Annotated in this window: 24 protein-coding genes; 11 read left to right on the top strand and 13 right to left on the bottom strand. The window is 68.0% G+C overall.

Annotated features, from left to right (window positions below):
- Positions 1 to 27: 27 nt before the first annotated feature.
- Positions 28 to 2247 carry a bifunctional metallophosphatase/5'-nucleotidase gene (locus ASF06_RS07360; RefSeq protein WP_055945179.1) on the top strand — a complete coding sequence of 740 codons (2220 nt, stop codon included), beginning with the start codon at positions 28 to 30 and terminating at the stop codon, positions 2245 to 2247.
- Between the two features lie 139 nt (positions 2248 to 2386).
- Here ASF06_RS07360 and purF read toward each other — a convergent pair whose 3' ends face one another.
- The 3 genes from purF to ASF06_RS07345 all read right to left on the bottom strand — a co-directional run bounded on the left by purF (position 2387) and on the right by ASF06_RS07345 (position 6925).
- Positions 2387 to 3859 carry an amidophosphoribosyltransferase gene (purF, locus tag ASF06_RS07355; protein ID WP_055945176.1) on the bottom strand — a complete coding sequence of 491 codons (1473 nt, stop codon included), beginning with the start codon at positions 3857 to 3859 and terminating at the stop codon, positions 2387 to 2389.
- 90 nt (positions 3860 to 3949) lie between these two features.
- Positions 3950 to 5815, bottom strand: coding sequence for a glycoside hydrolase family 2 protein (locus ASF06_RS07350; RefSeq protein ID WP_055945173.1), 1866 nt, complete (start codon positions 5813 to 5815; stop codon positions 3950 to 3952).
- Between the two features lie 93 nt (positions 5816 to 5908).
- Positions 5909 to 6925, bottom strand: a complete 1017-nt coding sequence (locus ASF06_RS07345; protein ID WP_082500766.1) for a LacI family DNA-binding transcriptional regulator — start codon at positions 6923 to 6925, stop codon at positions 5909 to 5911.
- Positions 6926 to 7171: 246 nt separating this feature from the next.
- Here ASF06_RS07345 and ASF06_RS07340 point away from each other — a divergent pair, with 246 nt between their 5' ends.
- The 5 genes from ASF06_RS07340 to ASF06_RS07320 are packed head-to-tail and all read left to right on the top strand — an operon-like array spanning position 7172 to position 13418.
- Positions 7172 to 8488, top strand: coding sequence for an ABC transporter substrate-binding protein (locus ASF06_RS07340; RefSeq protein WP_055945169.1), 1317 nt, complete (start codon positions 7172 to 7174; stop codon positions 8486 to 8488).
- Positions 8481 to 9422, top strand: a complete 942-nt coding sequence (locus tag ASF06_RS07335; protein WP_055945166.1) for a carbohydrate ABC transporter permease — start codon at positions 8481 to 8483, stop codon at positions 9420 to 9422. Before ASF06_RS07340 ends, ASF06_RS07335 begins: the two co-directional genes overlap by 8 nt.
- Before the next feature lie 9 nt (positions 9423 to 9431).
- Positions 9432 to 10355: a carbohydrate ABC transporter permease gene (locus ASF06_RS07330; RefSeq protein ID WP_082500764.1), complete on the top strand. Its 924-nt coding sequence runs from the start codon at positions 9432 to 9434 to the stop codon at positions 10353 to 10355.
- Positions 10352 to 11347 (top strand): glycoside hydrolase family 43 protein, encoded by a 996-nt coding sequence (locus ASF06_RS07325; RefSeq protein WP_055945163.1) that lies wholly within the window; start codon positions 10352 to 10354, stop codon positions 11345 to 11347. Before ASF06_RS07330 ends, ASF06_RS07325 begins: the two co-directional genes overlap by 4 nt.
- Before the next feature lie 40 nt (positions 11348 to 11387).
- The gene (locus ASF06_RS07320) at positions 11388 to 13418 is read left to right on the top strand and encodes a family 43 glycosylhydrolase (protein ID WP_055945158.1); all 2031 of its coding nucleotides are present in this window, start codon (positions 11388 to 11390) and stop codon (positions 13416 to 13418) included.
- On the opposite strand, the gene ASF06_RS07315 is transcribed toward ASF06_RS07320, so the two are convergent.
- Genes ASF06_RS07315 through ASF06_RS07300 form a run of 4 tightly spaced genes read right to left on the bottom strand, consistent with a single transcriptional unit; the run spans position 13415 to position 16567 of the window.
- The gene (locus ASF06_RS07315; RefSeq protein ID WP_055945155.1) at positions 13415 to 14140 is read right to left on the bottom strand and encodes a DUF72 domain-containing protein; all 726 of its coding nucleotides are present in this window, start codon (positions 14138 to 14140) and stop codon (positions 13415 to 13417) included. The two genes, ASF06_RS07320 and ASF06_RS07315, sit on opposite strands and share 4 nt — an antisense overlap.
- Positions 14137 to 15054 carry a sucrase ferredoxin gene (locus ASF06_RS07310; RefSeq protein ID WP_200920333.1) on the bottom strand — a complete coding sequence of 306 codons (918 nt, stop codon included), beginning with the start codon at positions 15052 to 15054 and terminating at the stop codon, positions 14137 to 14139. Before ASF06_RS07310 ends, ASF06_RS07315 begins: the two co-directional genes overlap by 4 nt.
- A complete protein-coding gene (locus ASF06_RS07305) occupies positions 15051 to 16310 on the bottom strand; it encodes a cupin domain-containing protein (protein WP_055945147.1) in 1260 nt (419 codons plus the stop codon). The genes ASF06_RS07310 and ASF06_RS07305 overlap by 4 nt, the downstream gene beginning before the upstream one ends.
- Complete coding sequence (locus ASF06_RS07300; RefSeq protein ID WP_055928067.1) at positions 16310 to 16567, bottom strand: hypothetical protein; 258 nt, start codon at positions 16565 to 16567, stop codon at positions 16310 to 16312. The genes ASF06_RS07305 and ASF06_RS07300 overlap by 1 nt, the downstream gene beginning before the upstream one ends.
- Before the next feature lie 133 nt (positions 16568 to 16700).
- Here ASF06_RS07300 and purM point away from each other — a divergent pair, with 133 nt between their 5' ends.
- Both purM and ASF06_RS07290 read left to right on the top strand, forming a co-directional pair.
- A complete protein-coding gene (gene purM, locus ASF06_RS07295) occupies positions 16701 to 17801 on the top strand; it encodes a phosphoribosylformylglycinamidine cyclo-ligase (RefSeq protein ID WP_082500845.1) in 1101 nt (366 codons plus the stop codon).
- A gap of 273 nt (positions 17802 to 18074) precedes the next feature.
- Positions 18075 to 18446, top strand: coding sequence for a hypothetical protein (locus ASF06_RS07290; protein WP_055926762.1), 372 nt, complete (start codon positions 18075 to 18077; stop codon positions 18444 to 18446).
- 85 nt (positions 18447 to 18531) lie between these two features.
- Here ASF06_RS07290 and ASF06_RS07285 read toward each other — a convergent pair whose 3' ends face one another.
- Both ASF06_RS07285 and purD read right to left on the bottom strand, forming a co-directional pair.
- On the bottom strand, positions 18532 to 19410 hold the full coding sequence (locus tag ASF06_RS07285) for a phosphoribosylaminoimidazolesuccinocarboxamide synthase (protein WP_055945141.1): 879 nt from the start codon (positions 19408 to 19410) through the stop codon (positions 18532 to 18534).
- Positions 19407 to 20678 (bottom strand): phosphoribosylamine--glycine ligase, encoded by a 1272-nt coding sequence (purD, locus tag ASF06_RS07280; protein WP_055945140.1) that lies wholly within the window; start codon positions 20676 to 20678, stop codon positions 19407 to 19409. Before purD ends, ASF06_RS07285 begins: the two co-directional genes overlap by 4 nt.
- A 511-nt stretch (positions 20679 to 21189) precedes the next feature.
- Here purD and ASF06_RS07275 point away from each other — a divergent pair.
- On the top strand, positions 21190 to 21555 hold the full coding sequence (locus ASF06_RS07275) for a sterol carrier family protein (RefSeq protein ID WP_055945137.1): 366 nt from the start codon (positions 21190 to 21192) through the stop codon (positions 21553 to 21555).
- On the opposite strand, the gene ASF06_RS07270 is transcribed toward ASF06_RS07275, so the two are convergent.
- A complete protein-coding gene (locus ASF06_RS07270; protein WP_055945134.1) occupies positions 21524 to 21961 on the bottom strand; it encodes a RidA family protein in 438 nt (145 codons plus the stop codon). The two genes, ASF06_RS07275 and ASF06_RS07270, sit on opposite strands and share 32 nt — an antisense overlap.
- A gap of 35 nt (positions 21962 to 21996) precedes the next feature.
- A complete protein-coding gene (locus ASF06_RS07265) occupies positions 21997 to 22626 on the bottom strand; it encodes a LysE/ArgO family amino acid transporter (RefSeq protein ID WP_055945132.1) in 630 nt (209 codons plus the stop codon).
- Between the two features lie 68 nt (positions 22627 to 22694).
- Between ASF06_RS07265 and ASF06_RS07260 the strand changes: the two genes are divergently transcribed.
- On the top strand, positions 22695 to 23606 hold the full coding sequence (locus ASF06_RS07260; RefSeq protein WP_055945129.1) for a LysR family transcriptional regulator ArgP: 912 nt from the start codon (positions 22695 to 22697) through the stop codon (positions 23604 to 23606).
- Here ASF06_RS07260 and ASF06_RS07255 read toward each other — a convergent pair.
- A complete protein-coding gene (locus tag ASF06_RS07255) occupies positions 23603 to 24412 on the bottom strand; it encodes a putative protein N(5)-glutamine methyltransferase (protein WP_082500763.1) in 810 nt (269 codons plus the stop codon). The genes ASF06_RS07260 and ASF06_RS07255 overlap by 4 nt on opposite strands.
- 59 nt (positions 24413 to 24471) lie before the next feature.
- Between ASF06_RS07255 and ASF06_RS07250 the strand changes: the two genes are divergently transcribed.
- Positions 24472 to 24864: a hypothetical protein gene (locus ASF06_RS07250; RefSeq protein ID WP_200920332.1), complete on the top strand. Its 393-nt coding sequence runs from the start codon at positions 24472 to 24474 to the stop codon at positions 24862 to 24864.
- On the opposite strand, the gene ASF06_RS07245 is transcribed toward ASF06_RS07250, so the two are convergent.
- Complete coding sequence (locus ASF06_RS07245; RefSeq protein WP_055926778.1) at positions 24861 to 25094, bottom strand: DUF3073 domain-containing protein; 234 nt, start codon at positions 25092 to 25094, stop codon at positions 24861 to 24863. The genes ASF06_RS07250 and ASF06_RS07245 overlap by 4 nt on opposite strands.
- Positions 25095 to 25160 lie beyond the last annotated feature (66 nt).

Below are 25160 nucleotides of genomic sequence, written 5' to 3'. Positions count from 1 at the left end.
TGAACAATTCCTGGAGAATCACACCCCATGCAGCCATCCTCACCACGGCGGCGCCCTGTGCGCGCCGCCGCGCTTCTCGTGTCGTCCACCATCGCCCTCGTCGGGTTCGCCGCTCTTCCCGCGGCGGCCGCACCCGGTGACGTGTCGATCGACGTCTACACGATGAACGACTTCCACGGCCACCTCGAGCAGAACCTCGGCAGCGGCGAGGCCGGCGCGGCAAGCATCGCGACCGCCTTCGACACCTTCAAGACCGCGAACCCCAACAGCACCCTCGTGTCGGCGGGTGACAACATCAGCGGCTCGCCGTTCATCTCGCAGGCGCAGCAGGACAAGCCGACCATCGACGCTCTGAACCTGATCGGCCTGAGCGTGTCGGCCATCGGAAACCACGAGCTCGACCACGGTCGTGCGGACCTCGAGGGTCGCGTCTCCGACCTGGCCGACTTCGACTTCATCTCGGCGAACCTGTTCAACAAGGGCACGACCGATCACGCGTTCGCCCCCTACGACATCCAGACCTTCGACGGCGTCAAGGTCGGCTTCATCGGGGCGGTCACCGAAGACCTGACCACGCTCGTCAGCCCTGCCGGCATCGACACCCTGGCCGTCGGCGGCATCGTCGACAGCGTCAACGCCGTCGCGCAGGAGCTCACCGACGGAACGGAGGCGCCCGGCAACGAGGAAGCCGACGTGCTGGTTCTCGTGATCCACGAGGGTGCCGCGTCGGCGTCGGCCAACTTCACCGACGTCAACACCGTCTTCGGCAAGATCGTCACAGGCACCGGTCCGTATGTCGATGCCATCGCATCCGGCCACACGCACACGCTGTACTCGCAGTCGGTGACGGTCGGCACCAAGACGATCCCCGTGCTGCAGACGGGCAGCTACGGCTCCAACCTCGGTCACTTCAACTTCCAGGTGAATCCCATCACGAAGGCGATCTCATCGTCGACCGGTGAGATCATCCCGCTGGTGAAGCCCGCCATCCCGGCGTCGGGAGGAAACCCCGCAGTGCCCGCGGCCTCGTTGTACGCGCAAGACGCCGAGGTGGCCGCTCTCGTCGCCGAAGCCAAGCAGACGTCGAGCATCATCGGTCGAGAGGTGATCGGCACGGTCACGGAGTCCTTCAACAGGGCCACGTTGACAGACGTCACCAAAGAGAACCGCGGTGGCGAGTCGACGCTCGGCAATGAGGTCGCCGACGGCCAGCTCTGGGCCACCCGCGACCTCGGCACTCAGCTCGCCTTTATGAACCCCGGCGGCCTTCGCACGAACATTAACTACGCGGCGAACCCGGGCAGCCCCGGCGACGTCGACGGCTCTGTGACCTACGAAGAGGCCGCAACCGTGCAACCGTTCGCCAACACGCTGTTCACGCAGACGCTGACCGGTGCGCAGATCAAGACGGTGCTCGAGCAGCAGTGGCAGACGGGGCAGACCCGCCCGTTCCTCAAGCTCGGCATCAACTCCGAGCTCACGTACACCTACGACCCCGCGGCCGCCGACGGATCTCACGTGACCGAGATCTTCTACCTGGGCGACCCCATCGCAGCGGACGACACCTTCAAGGTCGTGACGAACAGCTTCCTCGCCGCCGGTGGAGACGGGTTCCTCGAGTTGGCCAACGGCCAGGGCAAGGCCGACACCGGCCGAGTCGACCTCGACGCGTTCAGGGACTACATCGGTCAGAACTCGCCTCTGTCGCCCGACTACACCACGGGTTCGATCGGCATCGCGAACCTCGCCGACCCGGCCGGAACGCCCGTCGCCTTCGGCACGGTCGAGCCCGGTGACAGCTACGAGTTCTCGCTCAGCTCCCTGGTGCTGAGCGGCACTCCGGTGCCGGACACCTCGGTTCGGGTGCTCTTCGACGGCGTCGAGATCGCGACCGCCGACATCGACCTGTCGATCGTCGACCTCTACGACGAGCAGGGCCGGTCCACCGTGGCGTTCAGCATTCCTGAGGGCGCGGCCGACGGAGCCCACACCATCGCATTCGCGTTGAACGAGTCGGGCCTCGAACTGAGCTACCCCGCGCAGATCGGCGAGATCGTCGTCGATCCGGGCACCCCCGGTGTCTCGGTCGGCGACCCGGCCGCGGCCGCGCCCGGCGCGCCCGCCGCTCCGCCGGCGCTCGCCGCCACGGGTCTGGATGCGACGGTTCCGCTTCTCGGGGCCGGCCTGCTTCTCGCCCTGGGCGCGCTGCTCGTCGTGCGTCGTCGCCGCGGAGCGCTGACCCGCTAGCGCGATCTGAGAACGAACGAGATCAGGCCCGGGGCGAATGCCTCGGGCCTGATCACGTTGTGCCCTTCGACAGGCTCAGGGAGCGGGCGCTTCGACGGGCTCAGGGAGCGCGCCCTTCGACAGGCTCAGGGAGCGGGCGCTAGGAGCGCTGCGTCGCCTCGACCCAGGCGAGGTACTCGGGGCTCACCGTGCCGGTGACGTATTCGCCCGTGAAGCAGCTCATCTCGAGGTTCTTCACCTGGCTTCCCTCGAGGATGGCGCTCTCCATGTCGGAGATCTCCTGGTAGATGAGGTGGTCTGCTCCGAGCTCGCGCGCGATCTCGGGAAAGCTGCGGCCGTGGGCCACGAGCTCTTCGCGCGACGGCATGTTGATGCCGTAGACATGCGGGAAGCGCACGGGAGGAGCGGCCGAGGTGAACGTGACCTTGTTGGCGCCGGCGGCGCGGGCCATCTCGACGATCTCCTTCGAGGTCGTGCCCCGAACGATCGAGTCGTCGACGATCAGGATGTTCTTGCCCTTGAACTCGGTCGACATGGCGTTGAGCTTCTGCCTCACGCTCTTCTTGCGCTCGGCCTGGCCGGGCATGATGAAGGTGCGGCCCACGTAGCGGTTCTTGTAGAACCCCTCGCGGTATTCGACGCCGAGCTTCTGCGCGACCTGCATGGCGGCGGGCCTCGACGAATCGGGAATGGGCATGACCACGTCGATGTCGCCCATCGGGGTGAGGTCGGCGATGGTCGTGGCCAGGCGGTTGCCGAGCCGGAGCCGGGCCTCGTAGACCGAGATGCCGTTCATGACGCTGTCGGGGCGCGCGAGGTAGACGTACTCGAACGAGCAGGGCACGAGAACCGGGTTCTTCGCGCACTGCCGCGAGTACATCTCGCCGTTCTGCGTGATGAAGATCGCTTCGCCGGGCGCGACCTCGCGCACGACCTCGTAGCCGGATGCCTCGAGCACGAGCGACTCGCTGGCAACGATCCACTCGTCGCGCTGCACGCCGGCGAGGGCGTTCGCGTCGCTGCGCTTGCCGAGCACGAGAGGGCGGATGCCGAAGGGGTCGCGGAAGGCGAGCAGACCGTGGCCGGCGATGAGCGAGATCACGGCGTACGAGCCCTCGATGCGCTCGTGCACGTTGGCGACGGCGTCGAAGACCTGGTCGGGCTCGAGGTCGAGGCCGGAGACCTGGCTCTGCAGCTCGGTGGCGAGAACGTTGAGCAGCAGCTCGGTGTCGCTCGACGTGTTCAGGTGCCGGCGGTCGATGTGGAAGAGCTCCTGGTTGAGCTCGCGGGTGTTGGTGAGGTTGCCGTTGTGGATGAGCACGATGCCGTAGGGCGCGTTCACGTAGAACGGCTGGGCCTCTTGTTCATTGCCGGCGACGCCCTTCGTGGCGTAGCGCACGTGGCCGAGGCCCACGTTTCCGAGGAGGGAGCGCATGTCGCGTGTGCGGAACGCCTCACGGACCTGCCCCTTGGCCTTCGTGATGTGGAAGGTCGAGCCGTCGGCCGTGGCGATACCGGTCGAGTCCTGCCCGCGGTGCTGAAGCAGAAGAAGGCTGTCGTACACCTGTTGATTGACCGGACCGGACGAGACGATACCGACGATGCCGCACATACCGGGCGGACTCCAGACACTGTAGAGAAATAGGCCGTGCTCTATTCTACGGGAGCCCCGGCGACCGGTGCCCCGCGGTGCCCAGCGAGGCTAGGCGGAGCGCCCCTGGCCCGAGAAGATCGCGCGGAGAACCTCGATCGGCGCCTTCGGAACGCGGTCATCCGACACGAGTCCGTTCGTCTCCTGCAGGGTGTCGGCGAGCTGTGTGTAGCAGTAGCCCGCCAGGAACGTGCTCTCGTCGAGGGCGCCCACCACGGCGCGCAGCCGAGCCACGAAATCGTCGGCACCCGACGCGCTCGAGTACCCCCAGGCATCCGTGTCGGCGTATCGGGTGGCGAAAGAGATGCCGCCGAACTCGGTGAGCATCACGGGGCGTTCGCCGACCTGTTGGCCGTCGAGCAGCATCCGCCTGCCAGCCGGGCCGAAGCCGTCGAGCAGCCGATCTTTCGCGTCGTCGTCGGAATAGCGTTTCGCCAGCACGGCGCCCGACGACTCGTAGTCGTGCACGCTGATGATGTCCGAGTCGACGTGCTCCCAGCCGTCGTTCGAGATCACGGGCCGGGAGCCGTCGAGCGTGCGGGTGATCGAGACGAGGGCGCGTGCGAACGCGCGCATGGCCGGGTCGTGCTCGATGTGCTGCACGCCCCAGCTCTCGTTGAGCGGTACCCAGGTGACGATCGATGGATGCGACAGGTCGCGTTCGATCACGGCCGTCCATTCGGCGAGCAGGCGCGTCGCAGCGGTGCTCGAGAACTCGAACGCCCCGGGCGTCTCGGCCCAGACGAGGAGTCCGAGCCGATCGGCCCAGTACAGGAACCGTGGGTCCTCGATCTTCTGGTGAAGACGGGTGGCATTGAAGCCGAGCTCCTTGGTGAGCTCGATGTCGGCGCGAAACGCGTCCGGGCCCGGGCTCGCCAGGTGCGACTCGGGCCAGTACCCCTGGTTCAGCACGGAGCGCACGAAGTACGGCCGATTGTTGAGCAGGAAACGGCCGCCTCCCCATGCGGCTGAACGCAGGCCGAGGTAGGAGGCGACGCTGTCGACGGTCGCATCGCCGTGCCGCACGGTCACGGTCGCGTCGATCAGGCGCGGGTGCTCGGGCGACCAGAGGAGCTCCTCGTAGGCCTGCCCGTTCCGCTGCTCGAGCACCTCGACGACCCCGTGGATGCTGGTGGTCGCGGCGGGCAGGGTGAGCTCGCCCACGACGCGGCCCTCGAAGGAGAGCGCGATGTCGACGACGGTTCCCGGCTTCGGATCGCGGGCGAGGTCGATGCGCACCGCGACAGTGCCGCCCGGCACATCCGGAACCCAGTGCACGAGGCGAACCGCCACGGTCGGGGTCGCCTCGAGCCAGACGGGCTGCCAGATGCCGGTCGTGCGGTGGTACCAGATCGAGTGGGGATCGAGCCTCCAGTCCTGTTTGCCCCGGGGCTGCGCCACATCGGCGGGGTCGTCCTCCGCGCGCACCACCAGGAGCTGCTCGGCGCGTTCGACGTCGAGCGCCGAGGTGATGTCGAACGAGAAAGGCGTCTGGCCGCCCTCGTGCGATCCGAGGAAGACGCCGTTGAGCCAGACCATCGCGCGATAGTCCACGGCGCCGAAGTGCAGCATGAGTCGCCGGGCGCCGTCGCCGCCCGAATCGACGCCGCCGAAACCGGCATCGCGCAGATCATCCGCCTTCACGGAGCGGGCGTACCAGACCACGCGGTGGAACCCGGTGTCGCCGATGCCGGACAAGGTCGACTCGAACGGGTACGGCACGGTGATGGCGAGGTCGAAGTCCGCCGAGTTCTGCCAGCCCGCGTCGAGTCCCGAGTCCGCGTCGTCGAACGAGAAACGCCATGGGCCGTCGAGTTCGCTCCACCGCGCCCTCACCAATTGGGGGCGCGGATAGGTGCCGTCGTGGATGCCGGTGGGGCGATCGTGCGCGGCGGGGGAAAGGGCGTCACTGCTCATGCGCCCATCATGTCAGCAAATTTACTGCGCTGTAAATATGGAACATGACGCCAAGCAGTTCGGCCGCCCGCGGGTGCGGCCCGATGCTCGGGCTCAGGCGGGTGGCGCGCTCTCGCGCACGACGAGTTCGTAGTCGACCAGACGGTGCCGACCGAGCCCGTCGAAGCCGGCGATCCGTTCTCCCAGCATCTCGAGGGCGACGCGGGCGAGGGAATCGAGGTCGGGCGCGATCGACGTGATGCTCGGGAAGGTCGTCGCGGTGAACGAGATGTTGTCCCAGCCCACGATCGCGATGTCGTCGGGAATGCAGATGCCGCGCTCGTGGAGGGCTCGCAGGGCGCCCATCGCGGCGAGGTCGTCGCGGCACACGATGCCGTCGATCTTCAGGCCGGCGTCGATCGCCGCGCCGAGCGACGCGGCCGACGCGGCGGGTGTGATCTCGTCGCTGGCGATCAGCAGAGCGGGGTCAGCCGAGAGCCCGGACTGTTCCAGACCCTCCTGGTAGCCCACGATCCGGAGGCGCGAGGTCGACGAGAGGGCCTGGGCCTCATGGCCGAGGAATGCGATGCGCCGTCGACCGAGGGCCACGAGATGGCGCGTGGCGGCGGCCGCGGCCGAGACGTTGTCGATCATCACACGGTCCATGCTCAGCGGTGCCGGGCCCTCACCGAGAAGCACCATGGGCAGGTCGCCGTGGCGCTCGGCGATCTCGCGCGACGAGATCTGCGACGGTTGGAAGAGCATCCCGTCGACGAGGCCCGCCTCGCTGGCCGAGAGGACGGCGCGTTCGCCCTCGAGGGTTCCTTCCGTCTCCTCGAGGAGGAGTCGGTAGCCCGGACTGGTCTGCGCGGCCGCTCGGGACACGAGATTGGCCAGTTCGGAGAAGTAGGGGAGTCGCACGTCGGCGAAGGCGAGGGCGAGCAGGCCGGTGCGCCCCGTCGCGAGACGGCGACCCAGGGCGTTGGGGCGGTAGCCGAGCTCGTCGATGGCCTTCTGCACCCGCTCGCGCATGGCGTGCGACACATGCGGATGCTCGTGCACGACGTTCGAGACGGTCTTCATCGAGACGCCGGCGTGCTCGGCGACGTCCTGCAGCCGGACTCCAGCCATCGATCCTCCCGGATAACGCCGTCGCATCGCCCGACGGAGACGCCGGCATGCGTGGCTTCCGATAGTAGCGGCTCGGTCGCCGTCACGATTGCATCGCTGTAACCCGAACCCCCCTTGACCCAAAACTTCTAGCGCTGTAAGTTCGACGCGAAGTCTTCGTTCGGTCTCCGGAATCACCCGCGTCCGATCGAAGCGGCAAACCCTTGCCTCGCCTTGTTCGGCGATCACAACTCGAAGGAGAGTCTTATGAAGAAGGGCATCGCACGCAGGGCGGTCGCAGCAACGCTGGCCCTGGGCGTCGGTATCGCGCTGGCCGGTTGTTCCGGCGGCGGAGCGGGAGCGGGCGGAAACGCCGTTCCCGGCGAGGACTACACCGGACCGAAGGTGTCGATCACGTTCTGGAACGGCTGGACGGGCGGAGCCGCCCCGGTGCTCGTTCCGAAACTCGTGGAGAAGTTCAACTCGGAGCACGACAACATCGAAGTCAAGAACGTGCCGCAGGAATGGGGAGACATCTCGAAGAAGATGCCGCTCGCCGTCAAGGCGGGCAAGGGCCCGGACGTCGCGGTGGCGCACGGCGACGACGTCGCCACGTACGCGGCGCAGGGACTGCTGCTGCCGGCCGACGACATCGTCGACGCGCTCGGCTACTCGGCCGACGACTTTCCCGAAGGTCTGATGGATGCGGGCGCATACAAGGGTGCCCAGTACGGAATCCCGTGGAGCGTCACCCCGATGGGCCTGTACGTCAACAACGACGTGCTCCGGGCAGCCGGAATCGATCCCGCAACGGTGCCCACCGATAAGGACTCCTATATGGCGGCCCTCGAGTCGCTGAAGGCGGCCGGGGTCGCCGGTGAATGGGTCGACGGCTACGTCTTCACCGGCACATTCGAGTTCGAGTCGCTGCTCTGGCAGTTCGGCGGCGACCTGTACAACGACGACGTCACCGAGGCGACCTTCAACTCCGATGCGGGCGTGCAGGCGCTGACGCACATGGTCGACCTGATCGACAAGGGCTACAGCCCGCCGAACGTCGCTCAGGACGGCAACATCAAGGGCCTGCTCGCAGGACAGACGGCCTACAACTGGAACGGTGTCTGGCAGACGACCAACGAGTCGTTCAACGAGATCGACTGGACCGTCGCCCCCGTGCCCCAGATCGGAACCGAGAAGGCCGTGTGGTCGAGCTCGACCCACTGGATGTTCATGAACAACAAGGGCCAGGACAAGAACAAGACGGCTGCCGCCGCCACCTTCGTGAAGTGGATGAACGAGAACTCGGCCGGCTGGGCCGAGACCGGCGAGCTCCCCGCCGCGAACGACGTTCGCAACGACCCGACACTGGTCGAGACGTATCCCAACCTGAAGCCGTTCATCGACTCGCTTCCCTACGCGCACTACGAGACTTCCGCGCCCGGCATCACCGCGGCCAACGCCCTCATCACGACGGCGCTGAACGAGGCGGTCACCGGAAAGAAGGAGCCCAAGGAGGCACTCGATGACGCCGCCAAGCAGGCGAACGGGATCCTCAAGCAGAATGCAGCCAAGTACGGTGACTAATCTCGCCACCCGGCTCCCGTCCTCCCGGCGCCCCCGCGCCGCGAGGACGGGGGCCGCCCGGCACACGGGCACCGCCTACCTGTTCCTCGCTCCCTTCTTGGCGCTCTTCACCGTCTTCGTCGTCGCCCCGTCGATCTTCGGACTCTGGATCAGCGTCACCGACTGGAGTCCCTTCAAAGACACCCAGAACTTCATCGGGCTGCAGAACTACATCGACCTGTTCACGCCCGGCTCGATCACGTTCGGCGACTTCTGGCAGAGCATGGGAGCGACCGGCATATTCACGGTGCTCAGCGTTCCCTGCCTGCTGATCATCCCGCTGTTCATCGCGATCCTGCTCAACAACAACATCCGCGGGGGCACGGCGTTCCGCGCCATCTTCTTCGCGCCGTATGTGCTGGGCGTCGCGGTCATCGGCGTCATCTGGAAGTACCTGCTCGACACCCAGTCGGGCATGCTGAACCACATCCTGGGGATGCTGGGTCTGCCGAGCGACATCCCGTGGACGGTCGACGTCCCTTGGGCGTGGGTCTCACTGGTGATCGTGACCGTCTGGTGGACCCTGGGCTTCAACGCGGTGATCCTGCTCGCCGGCCTCAAGGCGATCAACCCCGATCTCTACGAGGCGGCGTCTCTCGACGGCGCGGGCATGATCCGCAAGTTCTGGAGCGTGACGCTCCCGGGCCTGCGACCGGTGATGCTGTTCGTGAGCACGACCACGATCCTGGCATCGGCCAACATGTTCGGACAGTCCTACATCCTCACCAAGGGCGGGCCCGCGAACAGCACCCGCACCGCGATCATGTACATCTCCGATCAGGGCCTCTCGCAGAACAACATGGCCCCCGCCGCCGCGATGAGCTACATCCTCTTCGCATTCCTCGCGGTGATCAGCGTCATCAACTTCCGCCTGCAGCGCGAGAAGACAGAGTAAGGACAGCGCATGTCATCCACCACAGTGCCGAAGACGCCCGCGCCATCGCGATCGCGCTCGGCGGCGTCGGCAGCGGGCTCCTCCGTTCAGACGCCGCGGCGCAGGCCGAAGGGAGTCGCGGCCCGCACAGCCGGCCTCTACGCCGTGCTGATCTTCGTCGCGCTGGCCATCATCCTGCCGCTCGTCTGGATCCTGATCACCTCGTTCAAGACCGACGGCGACGTCATCTCGAACCCCTACGGCATCGTGCCCGATCCTGCATCGACGGAGGCCTACAGCACGCTCGCCGAGGGGCAGCAGCCGATCTTCCTGTGGCTGCTCAACAGCTTCCTGGCGGCGACCCTGCAGACCGCGATCATCCTCGTCACGGCGTCGCTGGGCGCATATGCACTGGCCCGCCTCGAGTTCCGCGGAAAGAAGATCGTCTTCGGCGTGATCATCGGCACGCTTCTCGTGCCCCCGGTCATCTTCCTGATTCCCAACTACCTCATCGTTCAGAACCTCGGATGGCTCGACACCATCTGGGCCATCACCGTGCCGGGCGCCGCGGGTGCGTTCGGAATCTTCTTTCTCCGCCAGTTCTTCATCGGACTACCGGCCGAGATCGAGGAGGCTGCCCGCATCGACGGGGCCGGCGACCTGCGCATCTTCACTCAGATCGTGCTGCCGCTGTCGAGGCCTGCGCTGGCCACGCTCGCGATCCTGAGCTTTCTGGCCAACTGGAACGACTTCCTCTGGCCCATCTACGTGCTGCTCAGCCCCGAACGCCTCACTCTGCAGCCCGGGCTGTCGCAGCTGCAGGGAACCTACTCCACGCACTTCAGCATCGTGATGGCCGGTGCCGTCATCGCTTCGGTGCCCGTGCTCATCCTGTTCGGCATCGCGCAGAAGCAGATCGTCGAGTCCGTCGCGAGTTCCGCGGTCAAGGGATGACGCACCGCCCGTTCCTGCCGCTGGTCGCGCTGGCGTCGGCCGGGCTCATCGTTCTGGCCGGATGCTCGGCGGACGCGACGGGCGACGGCGGCTCGGGCGGCGCATCCGTCGACGGCGAGGCGTCGCCGGCGTTCGCCATCGACCAGGACTTCCCTGATCCCGACGTCATCACCGTCGACGGTCAGTACTACGCCTTCGCCACGAACAGCCGGGCGGTCAATCTGCAGTACGCCACGTCGCCCGACCTCGAGACCTGGAGCGTCTCTCTCGACGATGCGTTCCCCGAGCTCCCGGCCTGGGCGGAGACCGGTCGCACCTGGGCTCCCGACGTCGCGGCCCTGCCCGACGGCCGCTACGCGCTGTACTTCACGGCGCAGGAGCGCGAGTCGGGCCGCCAGTGCATCGGCGTGGCCGTGGCGGCTGCGCCCACGGGTCCGTTCGTGTCGGATGCGCCCGAGCCCCTGATCTGTCCGGTCGGCGAGGGCGGCGCCATCGATGCGAGCAGCTTCGTCGACGACGACGGCACCCGGTACCTCGTCTGGAAGAACGACGGCAACTGCTGCGGACTCGATACCTGGCTGAGGCTGTCGACGCTCACGGCCGACGGCCTGGCCGTGGTCGGAGAGCCGGTCGACCTGGTCAAGCAGACCGAGGAGTGGGAGGGCGACCTCGTGGAGGCTCCCGTGATCGTGCGCCATGGCGACGAGTACGCCCTGTTCTACTCGGCCAACGACTACGGCGGCGACGACTACGCCATGGGCTACGCGCTCGCCCCATCCATCGCCGGGCCCTACGCCAAGGGCGACGGGCCGTTGCTCACGACGGCGACGAGTGGCGGCCGCGCCCTCGGTCCCGGAGGGCAGGACGTGGTGGCGGCGCCGGACGGCAGCGATCGCATCGTCTACCACTCGTGGGATCCCGCCTATTCCTATCGGGGCATGATCGTCTCCCCGCTCGACTGGTCCGACGGCAAGCCCGTCGTCACTCCCTGACATCCCACCATCCATCGCACGACCTCAACGAGGAGGATCCATGAAGAAGATGATTCGAGCGGGCGCCCTGATCGCGGCACTCGCGGTCGTCGCCGGCGCGACACCCGCATTCGCCGCGGCGGAACCGATCGCAGCGGCACCAGCCGACCCGGCTCCGACATACAGAAACCCGCTGAACCTCGAGTTGCCAGACGGCGTGAGCGCGGAGCAGTGCGCAGATCCCGACGTCATCCGCTCGCAGACACCGGGCGATGACGCCTGGTACCTCTTCTGCACGCGCGACGCCCTCGTCACCGGCGAGGTCGACGGAGACGGCGAGCCCGTGTTCTACAGCATTCCGAGCTATCGGTCGACGAACCTCGTCGACTGGGTGTTCCAGGGCGAGGCCCTGCCGACCAAGCCGGCCTGGATCGGCGACGGCGACATGTGGGCGCCCGACGCGGCATTCGTGGGCGGCAGCTATCGCCTGTACTATACGGCGACCGAGACGACGGGGCCGGGCGGGGGACCCGCCATCGGCGTCGCGACCAGTGACAGCCTCGCCGGACCCTGGACCGACTCCGGCGCTGCCGTCGTCGAGCCACAGGCCCCGCCCGGTGGCAACCCGAACGACAGGCGCTGGACGTTCGACCCGGAGGTGCTCGTCGACGGCGACACCGCGTACATCTACTACGGCAGCTACTTCGGCGGCATCTCGGTGCGCACGCTTTCGGCTGACGGCCTGACCTCCGACCCGGCGAGCCAGATCGAGATCGCGATCTCCAACCGCTACGAGGGAGTGAACGTCGTCGAGCACGACGGCTGGTACTACATGCTCGCCTCCGCGACGAACTGCTGCAACGGTCCCCTCACGGCGTACTCCGTCTTCGCCGGCCGCTCGCAGAGCCCGACCGGTCCTTTCGTCGATCGCACCGGAACCTCGCTGCTCGCGGGCCGCGTCGGCGGCACGCCCGTGCTGCACCAGAACGGCAACCGCTGGATCGGAACCGGGCACAACACGGTCGTGACCGACCTCTCCGGCCAGCAGTGGATCGTCTACCACGCGGTCGATCGCACCGACCCATGGTTCCTCGACGGCAGCTACACGAAGCGGCCCGTGCTGATGGACCCGCTGGACTGGGTGGACGGCTGGCCGGTGACGCGAGGCGGCGAGGGTCCCTCCGATTCGCCGCACCCCGCACCCGTGACGGCACCCGGACAGGCGGCCGGCTACACGCCCGTGCTCGCCGAGGTGCAGCAGCCCGGCGAGCCGATCCCGGCCCTCTCCGACGAGTTCGACGGCACGGAGCTCGGCGAGCAGTGGAGCTGGACGAGGGAACCCGACCCGACGGGCCACGGCGTCGCCGACGGCGTGTTCTCGTGGCAGACGCAGCAGTCCGATCTGAACCTCGGCGAGGGAGCAGCCGGGCTCGTGACCGAGCCCGCTCCCGCAGGCGACTATGTGGTCGACACGAAGGTGTCGATCGACCTGCCCGCCGACGGCTGCTGCCAGAACTATGTGCAGGGCGGCCTCGTCGTCTACACGGACGACGGCCACTACATCAAGCTCGGCGTCGCGTCGATCTGGGAGACGCGGCAGACGGAGTTCGGAAAGCGGAGCGAACCGGGAAACCCCGGCTACGGCAACACGGTCGGCGGCCCGGTGGGGGAGCAGACCTACCTGCGTCTCGTGCGCGAGCACAGCGACACCGAGAACCTCTACACGGCGTTCACCAGCCTCGACGGCTCGTCCTGGGACGAGGCGGGGACGTGGACGACTCCGCTCGAGGAGAGCGCGACCCCGAGGATCGGTCTCGTCTCGATGGCCGGCGCCGGCTTCACGACGACCTTCGACTACGTCAGGGTGTTCGAGCTCGCCGTCGACCCGGTCGTGACCGAGCCGACTCCCGCGCAACCCGCCCCGGAGCCGGGATCAGCGTCGACGGCGCCCACGGGGGAGGCCGCCCTCGCCGCGACGGGCCTCGACGCGGTGCCGCCGCTCGCCGCAGTCGTCGCGCTCCTGCTCGCGGGCATCGCACTCCGCCTCGGCGGAACGCGTCGCGCGCGATCCACCCACCGGGCGGAGGGTTAGGACAACAGGGCCTTGAGCGTTCGGGCGTTGCGCACCGCGTTGCCGTCGCCGTCATTGTTGAAGTAGGCCGAGACGTCCCGGCCCTGCGACTGCCACTCGCGCACGCGATCCGCCCACCAGGCGAGATCGTCATCGGAGTACGACCCGGCGTAGAGCGTGCCCGTGTCGGGACCGTGCAGCCGAACGTAGACGAACGGGGCTGTCGCTCGGAGAACGCACGGCAGGCCGGCTCCGCTCATCACGCAGAGTGCGGCGCCGTGCCGCTCGAGCAGTGAGTAGACACCCTCGTCGAACCAGCTGGGGTGCCGCGGCTCCACGACCACACGCATCCACTCGGGCAGCGTGCCGAGGAAATAGTCGAGACGGGCGTCGTCGCGTTCGAGGCCGGGCGGCAGCTGCACCAGCAGGGGGCCTCGGCGGTCGCCGAGCGCGTGCATCGCGTGTCGGATGCGCTCGGGCCAGGGCTCGGGGGAGTAGAGCCGGCGGCCGTGGGTCAGGCCACGCGGGGCCTTGACGGCCAGCTCGAATGCCGGGGGCAGTCGGTCGTGCCACCCCGCGAAGGTGGTGTCTCGTGGCCAGCGGTAGAAGCTGGCGTTCAGCTCGACCGTGTCGAACTCCGAGGCGTAGGCCGCGAGGCGCCGGGCCGCCGGCAGCCCGGGCGTGTAGAGCACTCCCTGCCAGTGGTCGTAGCTCCAGCCGCTGGTGCCGATGCGGAGGCTCACGCCGGTGGGGCGTCTGCGATCTCGACGGAGAGCAGGCGGTACTCGCGGCTGCGGCCCGTTCTGGTGGCCGAACAGGTCGACAGCAGCGGCTCCGACAGCGTCTCGGCGAGCATGACCTTGATCGTCGCGGCCGGGTACTCCAGCTCGATGCGCCAGACGCCGTCGGCGAACTGCGCCGAGGTCGGGCCCAGGATGTCGATGCGCTCGTCGTCGAGGGTGGCCCTGGCGTGGTGCTGGGCGGCCTGCACGGCGTTCGGCAGCGAGCTGCGGCCGCGGAAGAAGCGCTCGTCGACCCGGCCCTCGAGGTAGCGGGTGACCAGGCCGACCGCATCCGCCCCGTCTGCCCGGCCGTAGTAGAGGCCGTGAGGCAGAAGCACCAGGGTGCCCGCGAAGCGGTCGCCGCCGAGGTGCGAGCACTCCCATGTCTCTTGCGGAAACGCCTCGGCGAGGGTCTTCACGACCTGCCGGCCGCGCACGGCGCAGCACTGGTCGTGTCGCGCGTGGGCGCAGACCGCGACGATCGGCTTGTGCGACACGACCCCGGTCGACCCGTCGAGCGGAACGTCGAGCAGCTCCTCGGCCGTCTCCACCCATCCCCAGCGCACGCCCTCGGAGCCGGGCCGGGAGTCGACGTAGGCCCAGCGGTAGCCGTCCTGCGGCGCCCGCTTGCCCGTCCTGCGGATCGCGAGCGGTCGCATCCCCGCGCCTTCGACCTTCTTCACCAGCGCCCGGCCCACCTCGACGGGCAGCGTCGACTCGAGAAAGGCGTGCTGGCCCCAGGCGCCTGAGATCTCGACGAGGAACCACTCGGTTCCGCGCGATCCCGTGCCCGGCAGCGGATCGCCGCGCTCGCGGGAGCGATCGCTGCAGGGCCGCCAGTCGGGCAGCACGGCCCGCGCGCTCAGATCGGTCACGCCTCGAGCACCAGAATGCCCTCGCGCACCAGGCGGCGGCACACGACGATCGAATCCTCGTCGTCGAGACCGGGCAGCGACCCCACGGAGGTGGACTCGCCGAGCAGCAGATGCTCGAGCGCACTCAGTGTCGTGGCGGGCAGCGTGAGCGTTCGGGTGCCCGCGACGAGGCTCACGCTGTCGCCGCGAGGCATGACCGAGCCCGCAAGACCGAGCCGCCAGCGAACGACGGATGCCGTGTCGAGTCGGGCCAGGCCGGCTACGGTCGCGAGCGGCCTCACCGGCTCGGGTCGGGTGATGTTCGTGAGCCTGCGGGCGAGGGATGCCGCGGCCGCGGCAGGCGTGACGGGGTCGCTCTGGATGGCGGCCACGAGGTCGGCCAGCGTCTCGGCGAGAACCTCGGCCAACGCATCCGGGTCGCCGAGGTCGAGGCCGAGCGGCAGCGAAGAACGAAGGGATTCGTCGGCGCGCGTCTTCGCTATGACCTGCGCCACGAGATCGGCACGGGTGAAGGCGCTCATGCCGATCGTGAGGTGCACAGACGTGTCGCCGAGGGCCTCGGCCGAGTGGATCCATCCCCTCGGAAGATAGAGCGCATCGCCGGGCCGGAACACCTCGTCGATGACGGGTGCGTTCTTCGCCTCGGCGGCGACGGCCTGGGAATGCTGCGACCACGGCTGGTCGGCGAGGGGATCGGGATGCACGGGGGAGTGGATCCTCCAGCGCTTCTCTCCCGAGATCTGCAGAACGAACACGTCGTGCACGTCGTAGTGCGGGTCGAAGCCGCGCGACGACGCCGGGGTGATGTAGGCGTTGACCTGCACCGGATGCCCAAGGTCGGCCACCAGACGCGTGGTGAAGTCGATGATCGGAGGCCAGGTTCGGTGCAGCCCCTGCAGAACGATGGTGGCTCCGCCTGCGAATTCGGCGAGCACCTTGTCGGAGGAGACCTGATCGGAGATCTCTGCCCCGAACCCGCCCGACGCGGTGAACCGGTCTTTGGCGAGCACCTGTCCCTCGACGGCCATGCGCATAAAGGGGGTGCGGAGGCCGTGCTCCGAGACGAGCTCGTCGACGGCCTCGGTGGAGAAGAGGTCGGAGAACTCGTTCTCGAGGCTGTCGGCACGGGAGAGCAGGGGACGTCGACCCCAGTAGTCGGCGGCGAATAAGTCGGCGTCGATGCTGATGCAGCGAGAAAGCGCGGGTCGGTTTCCCGACCCGCGCTCGGCCCTCGCTTCGTGAGGGCTAGGGTTCATCACGCCGATCCGTCGGCTCCGCCGTCGTGTCCGCCGGGGTTGGCTCCGCCGTCAGCGGTGCCCTCTCCCTCGTCGGCCGATCCGTCGGCTCCGCCGTCGTGGCCGTCGGGGTTCGCGCCGCCGTCTGCAGTGCCTTCGCCCGCAGAGGCCGCGCCATCCGCGCCACCATCGTGACCGCCTACGTTGGCTCCGCCATCGGCGGGGCCTTCGCCTGCGTTATCGGTTCCTGATGTGATGTCCTCGTCGTTGATACCCATCGGTTCTCCTCCCACGGTGGATGTCTGGCCACCATCGAGCATCACGCTACTCCGGTCGACCGACAGCGCGGGAGGGGTGGACAGATGTTGCTACGACAGTTGTATGCGGCGCAAGTAGGGAAGAATGAACGGCATGAGCAACAGCTATGCCCAGGCCGGCGTCGACACCCACGCCGGAGACCTCGCCGTCGAGCTGATGAAGGCGGCCGTGTCGAACACGCACGGCCCCCAGGTCGTCGGCGGTTTCGGCGGTTTCGCCGGTCTGTTCGACGTGTCCGCGCTCAAGCAGTTCGATCGCCCCCTGTTGGCCACATCGACCGACGGCGTGGGCACCAAGGTCGCCATCGCGCAGGCGATCGACAAGCACGACACCATCGGACAGGACCTCGTGGGCATGGTCGTCGACGACATCATCGTCGTCGGAGCCAGGCCGCTCTTCATGACCGACTACATCGCGTGCGGAAAGGTCGTGCCCGAGCGCATCGCCGACATCGTGGCGGGCATCGCCCGGGCCTGCTCCGACACGGGAACGGCGCTGGTCGGCGGCGAGACGGCCGAGCACCCTGGCCTGCTCGGCCCCGACGACTACGACGTCGCGGGTGCCGCCGTGGGCGCCGTCGAGGCCGACGCGCTCCTCGGAGCGCACCTCGTCGAAGACGGCGACGTCGTGCTCGCACTCGAGTCTTCCGGGCTGCACTCCAATGGATTCTCGCTCGTGCGCCACATCCTCTCGTCGCGCGGCATCGGCTATACCGACACCTCGGCAGAACTCGGTGGAGTCGTCGGCGAGATCCTGCTCGAACCCACTCGCCTCTACACGTCGCCGCTACTGCGCGTGCTCGGTGAGCCTTCGCTCGTCGGCGCCGTGCACTCGCTGTCGCACGTCACCGGCGGCGGCATCGCAGCGAACCTGGCGCGAGTACTGCCGCAGGGATCGTGGGTCGAGCTGGAGCGCTCGACCTGGTCGCCGGCCCCCGTGTTCCGTGTCCTTTCCGACCTCGCGGGCTCCACTCTCGAAAGTTCCGAGGGCACCTGGAACCTCGGTATCGGCATGTTCGCGATCGTTCGGGCGGATGCGGCGGGTGCCGTGGCTGCGGCCCTGACGGCCGACGGCATCCCGACGTGGCGCGCGGGCGTCGTCACGATCGGTGCCCGAGACCTGGCCGGATTCGAGCAGGGCGCGAAGGGCGTGGACGGCGGCGCCGTGCGCCTCGTCGGAGCCTTCGCGGGCTGATCGGCGAGCGTTCACGGCATATATGCGTGCAGAAGAATGTAACAGGTCAATAACGGCACCTTGAGATCCGCTGAGTGCGGGCGCTACTGTCGGTGAGCACGCCAAACCGGGTGTGCCTGATCAGGAAGGGAGTTGATGGCAATGGACAAGAACGATGCGATCGCGACACGCGATTCCCGCACGGTATCCCTTATCCCGGCGCTCCTCCCTTCGGTTCTCATCGACTGATCCCGAAGACGACCAGCGCCTCCACTTCTCTCGGAGGACACTCTCGTGTTTCGTTCAACAACCGGTGCCGACCTCGGCGCCGTTCTCTCCTTCTCGTCGCCCGGCCCTGAGCCGTGGGTCGACGCCCTGCAGTTCCTCGCAGGCCAAGATGCCGGCACCTACCGTGACGAGTGGACCTGGCTCGCCTTCCTCGACGGACGCCCGCTCGCTCGCGGCATCTGGTGGGGTCCGGCCTCGTCTGCCTACCCGACGCGGCTCGACTGCCTTCTGGTCGACCGCAGCCTGCCGCATCCGGAGGTCTGGAGCGGAGCGCTCGTGCGCTCGGCCACCCGGGCCTTCGCCGAGGCGGGGTCGCCCCTGCTGCCCGAGGCGGCTCACGTTCCGCGTTACGCCCTGGCCTCGACGAGGCGGGTGTGACCAGAAGCGACGGATGTTGCCGGTCGCCCGGCAACATCCGTCGCGACCGGGCACACGCACGGCCGACGGGCCCGGCCGAGCTGGGTCAGGCGGTGAGCCGCGTCAGGAGCTCGCGGTACCGGGCCGCGGTCTGTTCTACGATGTGCTCGGGCAGCGCGGGGGGAGGACCGGCCGACGCATCCGTCGTGTCCCATTTCGCCGCCAGCCAGTTGCGAACGATCTGCTTGTCGAAACTGGCGAGGCGATCGCCCGCAGCGTACGCCTCGGCATCCCAGTACCGACTGGAATCGCTCGTGAGCACTTCATCGGCGAGGGTGATCTCGCCGGAGACGCGATCTGCACCGAATTCGAACTTGGTGTCGGCGAGGATGACCCCGCGAGCCTCGGCGATGGCGGATGCCCGTGAATAGATCTCGAGAGAGAGGTCGCGCAGGCGCTCGGCCGCCTGGGCGCCGACGAACTCGATCGTTCGCTCGAACGTGATGTTCTCGTCGTGCTCGCCCAACTCGGCCTTGAACGCGGGCGTGTAGATGGGCTCGGGCAGCCTGTCGCCGTTCTCGAGTCCGGCAGGCAGCGCGACACCGCAGACCGACTGCGACTCGAGGTACTCCTTCCAGCCGGAGCCGGAGAGATAGCCGCGAACGACGCACTCGATGGGGAACATGTCGAGGGGCTTCACCAGCATGGCGCGCCCCGCGACCTCGACCGGCACGTCGGCCTGGTCGCCGACGAGGTGATTCGGTATTCCCGACAGCTGGTCGAACCACCAGAGGCTGAGGCTCGTGAGCAGTTCGCCCTTGCCCGGAATGCCCGGTTCGAGCACGTGATCGTAGGCGCTGACCCGATCGCTCGCGACCACGAGCAGCGTCTCGGCGTCGTCGATGCTCACGGCGTCGGTCGGAATGTAGAGGTCGCGCACCTTGCCGCTGTAGACGTCGGTGAAGCCCTCGATCTCGATGGTCACGAGGTGGCCACCTTCGAAGCGATGTCGGTGCGGTGCTGAGAGCCTTCCAGCCCGATCAGGTCGACGGCCTCATAGGCGCGGCGCCGAGCCTCGGCGAAGTCGGACGCGGTGGACACCACACTCAGCACGCGGCCCCCGGTGGCGATGAGCTCGCCGTCGCGCACCGCGGTCGCCGCGTGGGCGATATGCGTGCCGGGCACAGCCTCAGCCTCGACGAGACCGGAGAGCACTCGGCCGGTCACGGGCGTGCCCGGGTAGTTCTCGCTGGCAACGACCACCGTGACTGCGACATCGCTCGAGAAGGCGGGGCGAGGCTGGTCGACGAGCGTGCCGCTCGCCGCGGCGAACAGCAGTTCGCTGAGGGGCGTCTCCAGGCGAGGAAGAACGACCTGAGTCTCGGGGTCGCCGAATCGGGCGTTGAACTCGATGACCCGGATGCCGTCATCGGTGAGGATCAGACCGCAGTAGAGCAGGCCGATGAACGGCTTCTCCTCGGCCGCGAGCTGGCGGATCGTGGGCAGAGCGATCGTCTCGATGACCTCGTCGACGAAGGCCTCCTCGCTGCCGAACCGCTCGTCGAGCCAGGGGAGGGGGGAGTAGGCGCCCATGCCTCCGGTGTTCGGGCCCGCGTCGCCGTCGGACAGTCTCTTGTAGTCCTGCGCCGGCGACAGGGGGCGAACGGTGTGCCCGTCGCTGAGGAGGAACAGCGAGACCTCCTGCCCGTCGAGGAACTCCTCGATGAGCACCTCTCCGTGGCCCAGCCAATGCCGCGAGTGCTCGATCGCCTCGTCGCGGTTCTCCGTGACGAGAACTCCCTTGCCTGCCGCAAGACCGTCTGCCTTGACCACGTAGGGCGCACCGAACTCGTCGAGGATGCGCTCGGCGTCGGCGAGGGTGCCGGCGCGCTCGGCGCGACCCGTCGGAACTCCGGCCTCGGCCATGATGTGCTTTGCGAAGGTCTTGCTGCCTTCGAGCGCGGCGGCTTCGCGGCCGGGGCCGAAGACCGGGATCCCGCGGCTTCTCAGGGCATCGGCCACGCCGGCCACCAGAGGAGCCTCCGGCCCGACCACGACCAGATCGATGTCGCCGTCCTGGGCGAACTCCACCACCGCCTCGGGATCCTCCGCGTCGATGCCGACGACCGGAACCACGAGGGCGATACCCGCGTTTCCCGGCGCCGCGACGACGTCGTGTTGCCCGGGCTCTGAAAGAAGCGCGGTGATGATGGCATGCTCTCGCGCGCCGGATCCGAGGACAAGAATCTTCACAGCCCACAGCTTAGCTTCGGCGGCGCCGGCGCCCGATCGAGAGAGATCGACGCAAGCCGCCCGCGCACCCCGACGGTCGTTTCGTCGCGTCTGCGATCCGTTTAAAACTTTTCTCCCTTTCGACGTAATAGATACAGGCAGGTCGACTCTCTTATCTATGAAGGCGGTTGATGACACCGCCGACGAGACAACTTCACAGAGCTTCGTACGGCGGCAGCCCATCCCCCCCCTCGGGCCGCCGTCGTACGAGAACACTTCGTGCGGCAGCCCGATTTCCCCCCATCTCGCGCTGCCGCACGAAGCCCATTTCGCACGGAGCACCGTTCACCCCCCGACTCGGTGCTCCGTGCGGGAGCACTTCGTGCGGCGGCCCGACTGTCCCCCCAAGCAGCGCCGCCGCACGAACAATGCTCGTGCGGCAGATCACTCATCCCCCCCCAGAGTGATCTGCCGCACGACAACCCTGTGCCGCATGACTACCTCCGCCGCCTCGGCGTCTTACGCTGGAGGCATGGCAAAGACTCGCATCCGGCCGCTCGACGGCGAAGCGGCCATCGCCGCCGCCACTGCAGACGGGGCCACCGCCTCCCGCGATGCGACGGCCACGGCCACGCGCTACCTCCTGCAGTGCCTGGCCGACGCCGCTCAGGGAAACACGGTCGAGGTGCGGGTGCCCCCGTTCGGAGCGGTGCAGTGCATCGAGGGTCCCGGTCATACCCGTGGCACCCCGCCGAACGTGGTGGAGATGGATGCCACGACCTGGCTCGAACTCGCGACCGGCCGCCTGACGTGGGCGGCGGGAATCGCCGCCGCGCGCATCCATGCCTCTGGCCAGCGGGCCGACCTCACCGGCTACGTTCCGGTGGAGCGCCCGTAGCCCCTGAGCGCACGGCCGCGATCGCCTCGACCTCGACCAGCTGGTTCGGGTAGCCGAGCACCGTCACGCCGAAGAGGGTGCTGGGAGCGTCGTGCTCGCCGAAAGCCTCGCGCACGACATCCCAGGCGGTCACCAGATCGGGCTGCCGCGTCGTCGCGACCAGGACCCGCGTAGACAGCACGTCGTCGAGCGTGGCCCCGGCGGCTTCGAGCGCGGCCGTGAGGTTCTCGACGCAGAGCCGAGCCTGCGCGGCGATGTCGCCCCGTGCAACGACCTCGCCGTGCTCATCGAGGGGACACGCGCCGGCCAAAAACACGAGGCGTGCATCGGCCGGGGCCGTCGATGCGTAGGCGTAGGGAGCGGACGGGGCCAGCGAATCCGAGCGGATGAGCGAGACGACGGTCATTCCGCCAGCTTAACGACGCCGCCCGCGCGACAAGCTCAGAAGCCGACGGCCATGCGGATGCCGAGGGCCAGCATGACAACGGCAATCACGGCATCCAGAATGCGCCACGAATTCGGCCGCGCGAAGAACGGGCGAAGAAGGCGGGCGCCGAAGCCGAGGACGCTGAACCACAGCAGGCTGCCGGTCATCGCCCCGGCGGCCCACCACCAGCGCTCGTCGGCGCCCTGCTGATTGGCCACCGATCCGAGGAAGACGATCGTGTCGAGGTAGACATGCGGATTGAGCCAGGTGAGGGCGAGGGTGGTGAGCGCCGCTGTCTTCAGCGAGATCGACCCCTTCTGCCCCGACGGCTCGAGAGCCTGCGGGCGGAAGACCCGGCCTGCGGCCATGAGTCCGTAGACGATGAGGAATCCCGAGCCCAGGATGCGGATCACCACGAGGGCGATCGGCGCCTTCTCGATCACCACGCCTATTCCGAGGACTCCCGCCGCGATGAGCAGTGCGTCAGACAGGGCGCAGATCGCGACGACGACGGCGACGATCCGCAGGCGCCCCGCTATCCCGAGTCGCAGCACGTAGGCGTTCTGCGCGCCGATCGCAATGATCAGGGCAAGTCCTGTTCCGAGGCCGAGGAGTGCGGGCAGAAGGGTCGAGTCGAGGGGCATTACTCGACCGTACGAGTGATGGTGGGATTCGTACAGCTAATGTTTCTTACAACGGATTAGGGGAGCTTATGTCAGGGTTTCAGTACGACCACCTGCAGACTCTGCTGGCACTCGCGGAGGAGGGCACCTTCGATGCGGCTGCCCGTCGGCTGAGCCTGACCCAGTCGGCGGTCTCCCAACGCATCAAAACCCTCGAGCAGTCGGCGGGTCGCATTCTGGTACAGCGGTCCAATCCCGTTCTGCCCACCGACGCGGGCGCCGTGCTGCTGAGACTGGCGAGGCAGGCATCGCTGCTCGATGCCGACGCTCGCAGCGCACTGCACGGTCGTGGTGCCGAGGACTCCGTGTTCCCCATGGCGCTGGCCGTCAACGCGGACAGCCTCGCGACCTGGTTCCTCGAGGCCGTCGCCCCGCTGGCCCGATCAGGCGACGTCGTCTTCGACATCCATCGTGAGGACCAGGAGCACACGACGTCGCTGCTGCGATCGGGAACGGTGATGGCGGCGGTCACCTCGACCGCCGACGCCGTTCAGGGCTGCTCGGTCGAACCCCTGGGTGCGATGCGCTACCGCGCGGTGTGCACCCCGGGGTTCCAGTCGGATCATGCGATCGCGTCGGGAGACCTCGCGGCATTGGCCAGGGTGCCGCGCATCGATTTCGACAGGCGCGACGACCTGCAGGCGACCATCGTGCGCGGGGTCGCTGATTCCGGCGCGACGCAGCAGGCCCGCCACTTCATTCCCACCTCAAGCGACTTCGCCCAAGCTGTGCTGCTCGGCTTCGGCTGGGGGATGCTGCCCGAGCAGCAGTGCAGCGTCGAGCTCGAGACGGGCCGGCTGGTCGAGATCGCCCCCGGGCAGTACACCGAGGTGCGGCTGTTCTGGCAGCGGTGGAACCTCGCATCCCCGCTCCTCGACGCGGTCACCGATGCTGTGAGAGCGGGCGCGAGGGACTCGCTGCGCGAATTCGGCGCGGCCTAGCGAGGTCTCGTCGACAGCACGATCGACGTGTCGTACTCGTCGGAGTACTCGACCCGGCTCACGAGCCCCGCACTCTCGAAGAGTCGCACGGACTGCGGCGCCTGTTCCTCGCTCGCCTCGACGAGCACGTGACCGCCGGGCGCGAGCCACTCCCTCACCTGAGCCGCGACGAGTCGCTGCACATCGAGGCCGTCGCCGCCTCCGTCGAGCGCGAGCCGGGCCTCGAAGAGGCGGGCCTCCGGAGGCATCGACCCGATCGCGAGCGTCGGAACGTAGGGCGTGTTGCACACGAGCACGTCGACGCGGCCGCGGAGCTCGTCGGGCAGGGGCTCGAAGAGGTCGCCGCAGACGACCAGTGCCGGCGCGGGGAGATTGCGCCGTGCGGTGGCCACGGCGGCCGGGTCGATGTCGGCCGCGTAGAGTCGCGCCGTCGGCACGGCCGAACCGATCGCCAGGGCCAGGGCGCCCGACCCGCAGCACAGGTCGAGAACCACCGGATGCGCGTACTCGCGCGCCAGGGTGACGGCGCGAGCCGCGAGGAACTCGGTTCGGCGTCGGGGCACGAAGACCCCGTCGTCGACGAGAACCCGGATGCCGGCGAACTCGGCCCAGCCCAGCACGTGCTCCAGTGGGACCCCCGACACCCGTCTGGCCAGAAGCGCGTCGAGGGTGGCCGCATCCGGTGCCGCCTCGAGGAGCAGGCGCGCCTCGTCTTCGGCGAACACGCATCCGGCCGCGCGCAGAGCGAGCACTGTGCCGTCGACGTCCAGCGGGCCGTCGACGTCCAGGGTGCGGTCGAAGTCCATCACCCGATTATGGTCGTCGGCGCACGGGGATCACCCGGCAATGTGGGAGACAATGGGGTGTGGCTCTTCCCGACGACTCGACTTCTCCCGCTTCCTCCTCCTCGACCCACGACGTGGTGGTGCGGCGATCGCCCCGGTACGTGCGATTCATCGTGGTGGGGGCCGTCGTGGCCATTCTCGCCACGCTCGTTCTCACGTTCGTGTTCCCCGAGCAGCCCAACTACTCGCGGGCGCAGGTGTTCGGCTTCGTCGGGATCATCCTGGTGACGGTGTTCGTCGGAATCGCCGCCGCCATCGCCGTGGTCGTCGACCGCGTCTCGAGCAGGCGCGCCCGAACGATTGTCATGACCACCAGCGAACGCGTCGAGGCGCCCGCCGAGCAGAACGTTGATGCCGACCAGAATGCTGCTGTCGACCAGATCGCTCCTGTCAGGGAGACCCGCGAAGACTAAGCGCGCTTCTGCTGCCGCTCGTCGGAGTCGAGGAGTTCGGGATTTACGATGATGACGTCGTCTGTGTCGGACTCGTCGTCGTCTTCGTCGATCCACTTGGAGTAGTCGGGCTCACCGTCGGAGGGGTGGCTCAATTCGCGCTCGAGCGCGGAGTAGTTGGTGTCGGGACTGAAATACTTCAGCTCGCGAGCAACCTTGGTGTGCTTAGCTTTTTGACGGCCGCGCCCCATGCGAGACCCCCTCACCTTTCGGGCCGGGGGATGAGAACGCCACCCGGGAGTCGAATAACTTACAAA

The sequence above is a fragment of the Agreia sp. Leaf244 genome, assembly GCF_001422695.1.
Taxonomy (GTDB): domain Bacteria; phylum Actinomycetota; class Actinomycetes; order Actinomycetales; family Microbacteriaceae; genus Agreia.
The sequence above is the reverse complement of the archived record's forward strand: the minus strand, read 5'-3'. Positions and strand labels throughout refer to the sequence as shown.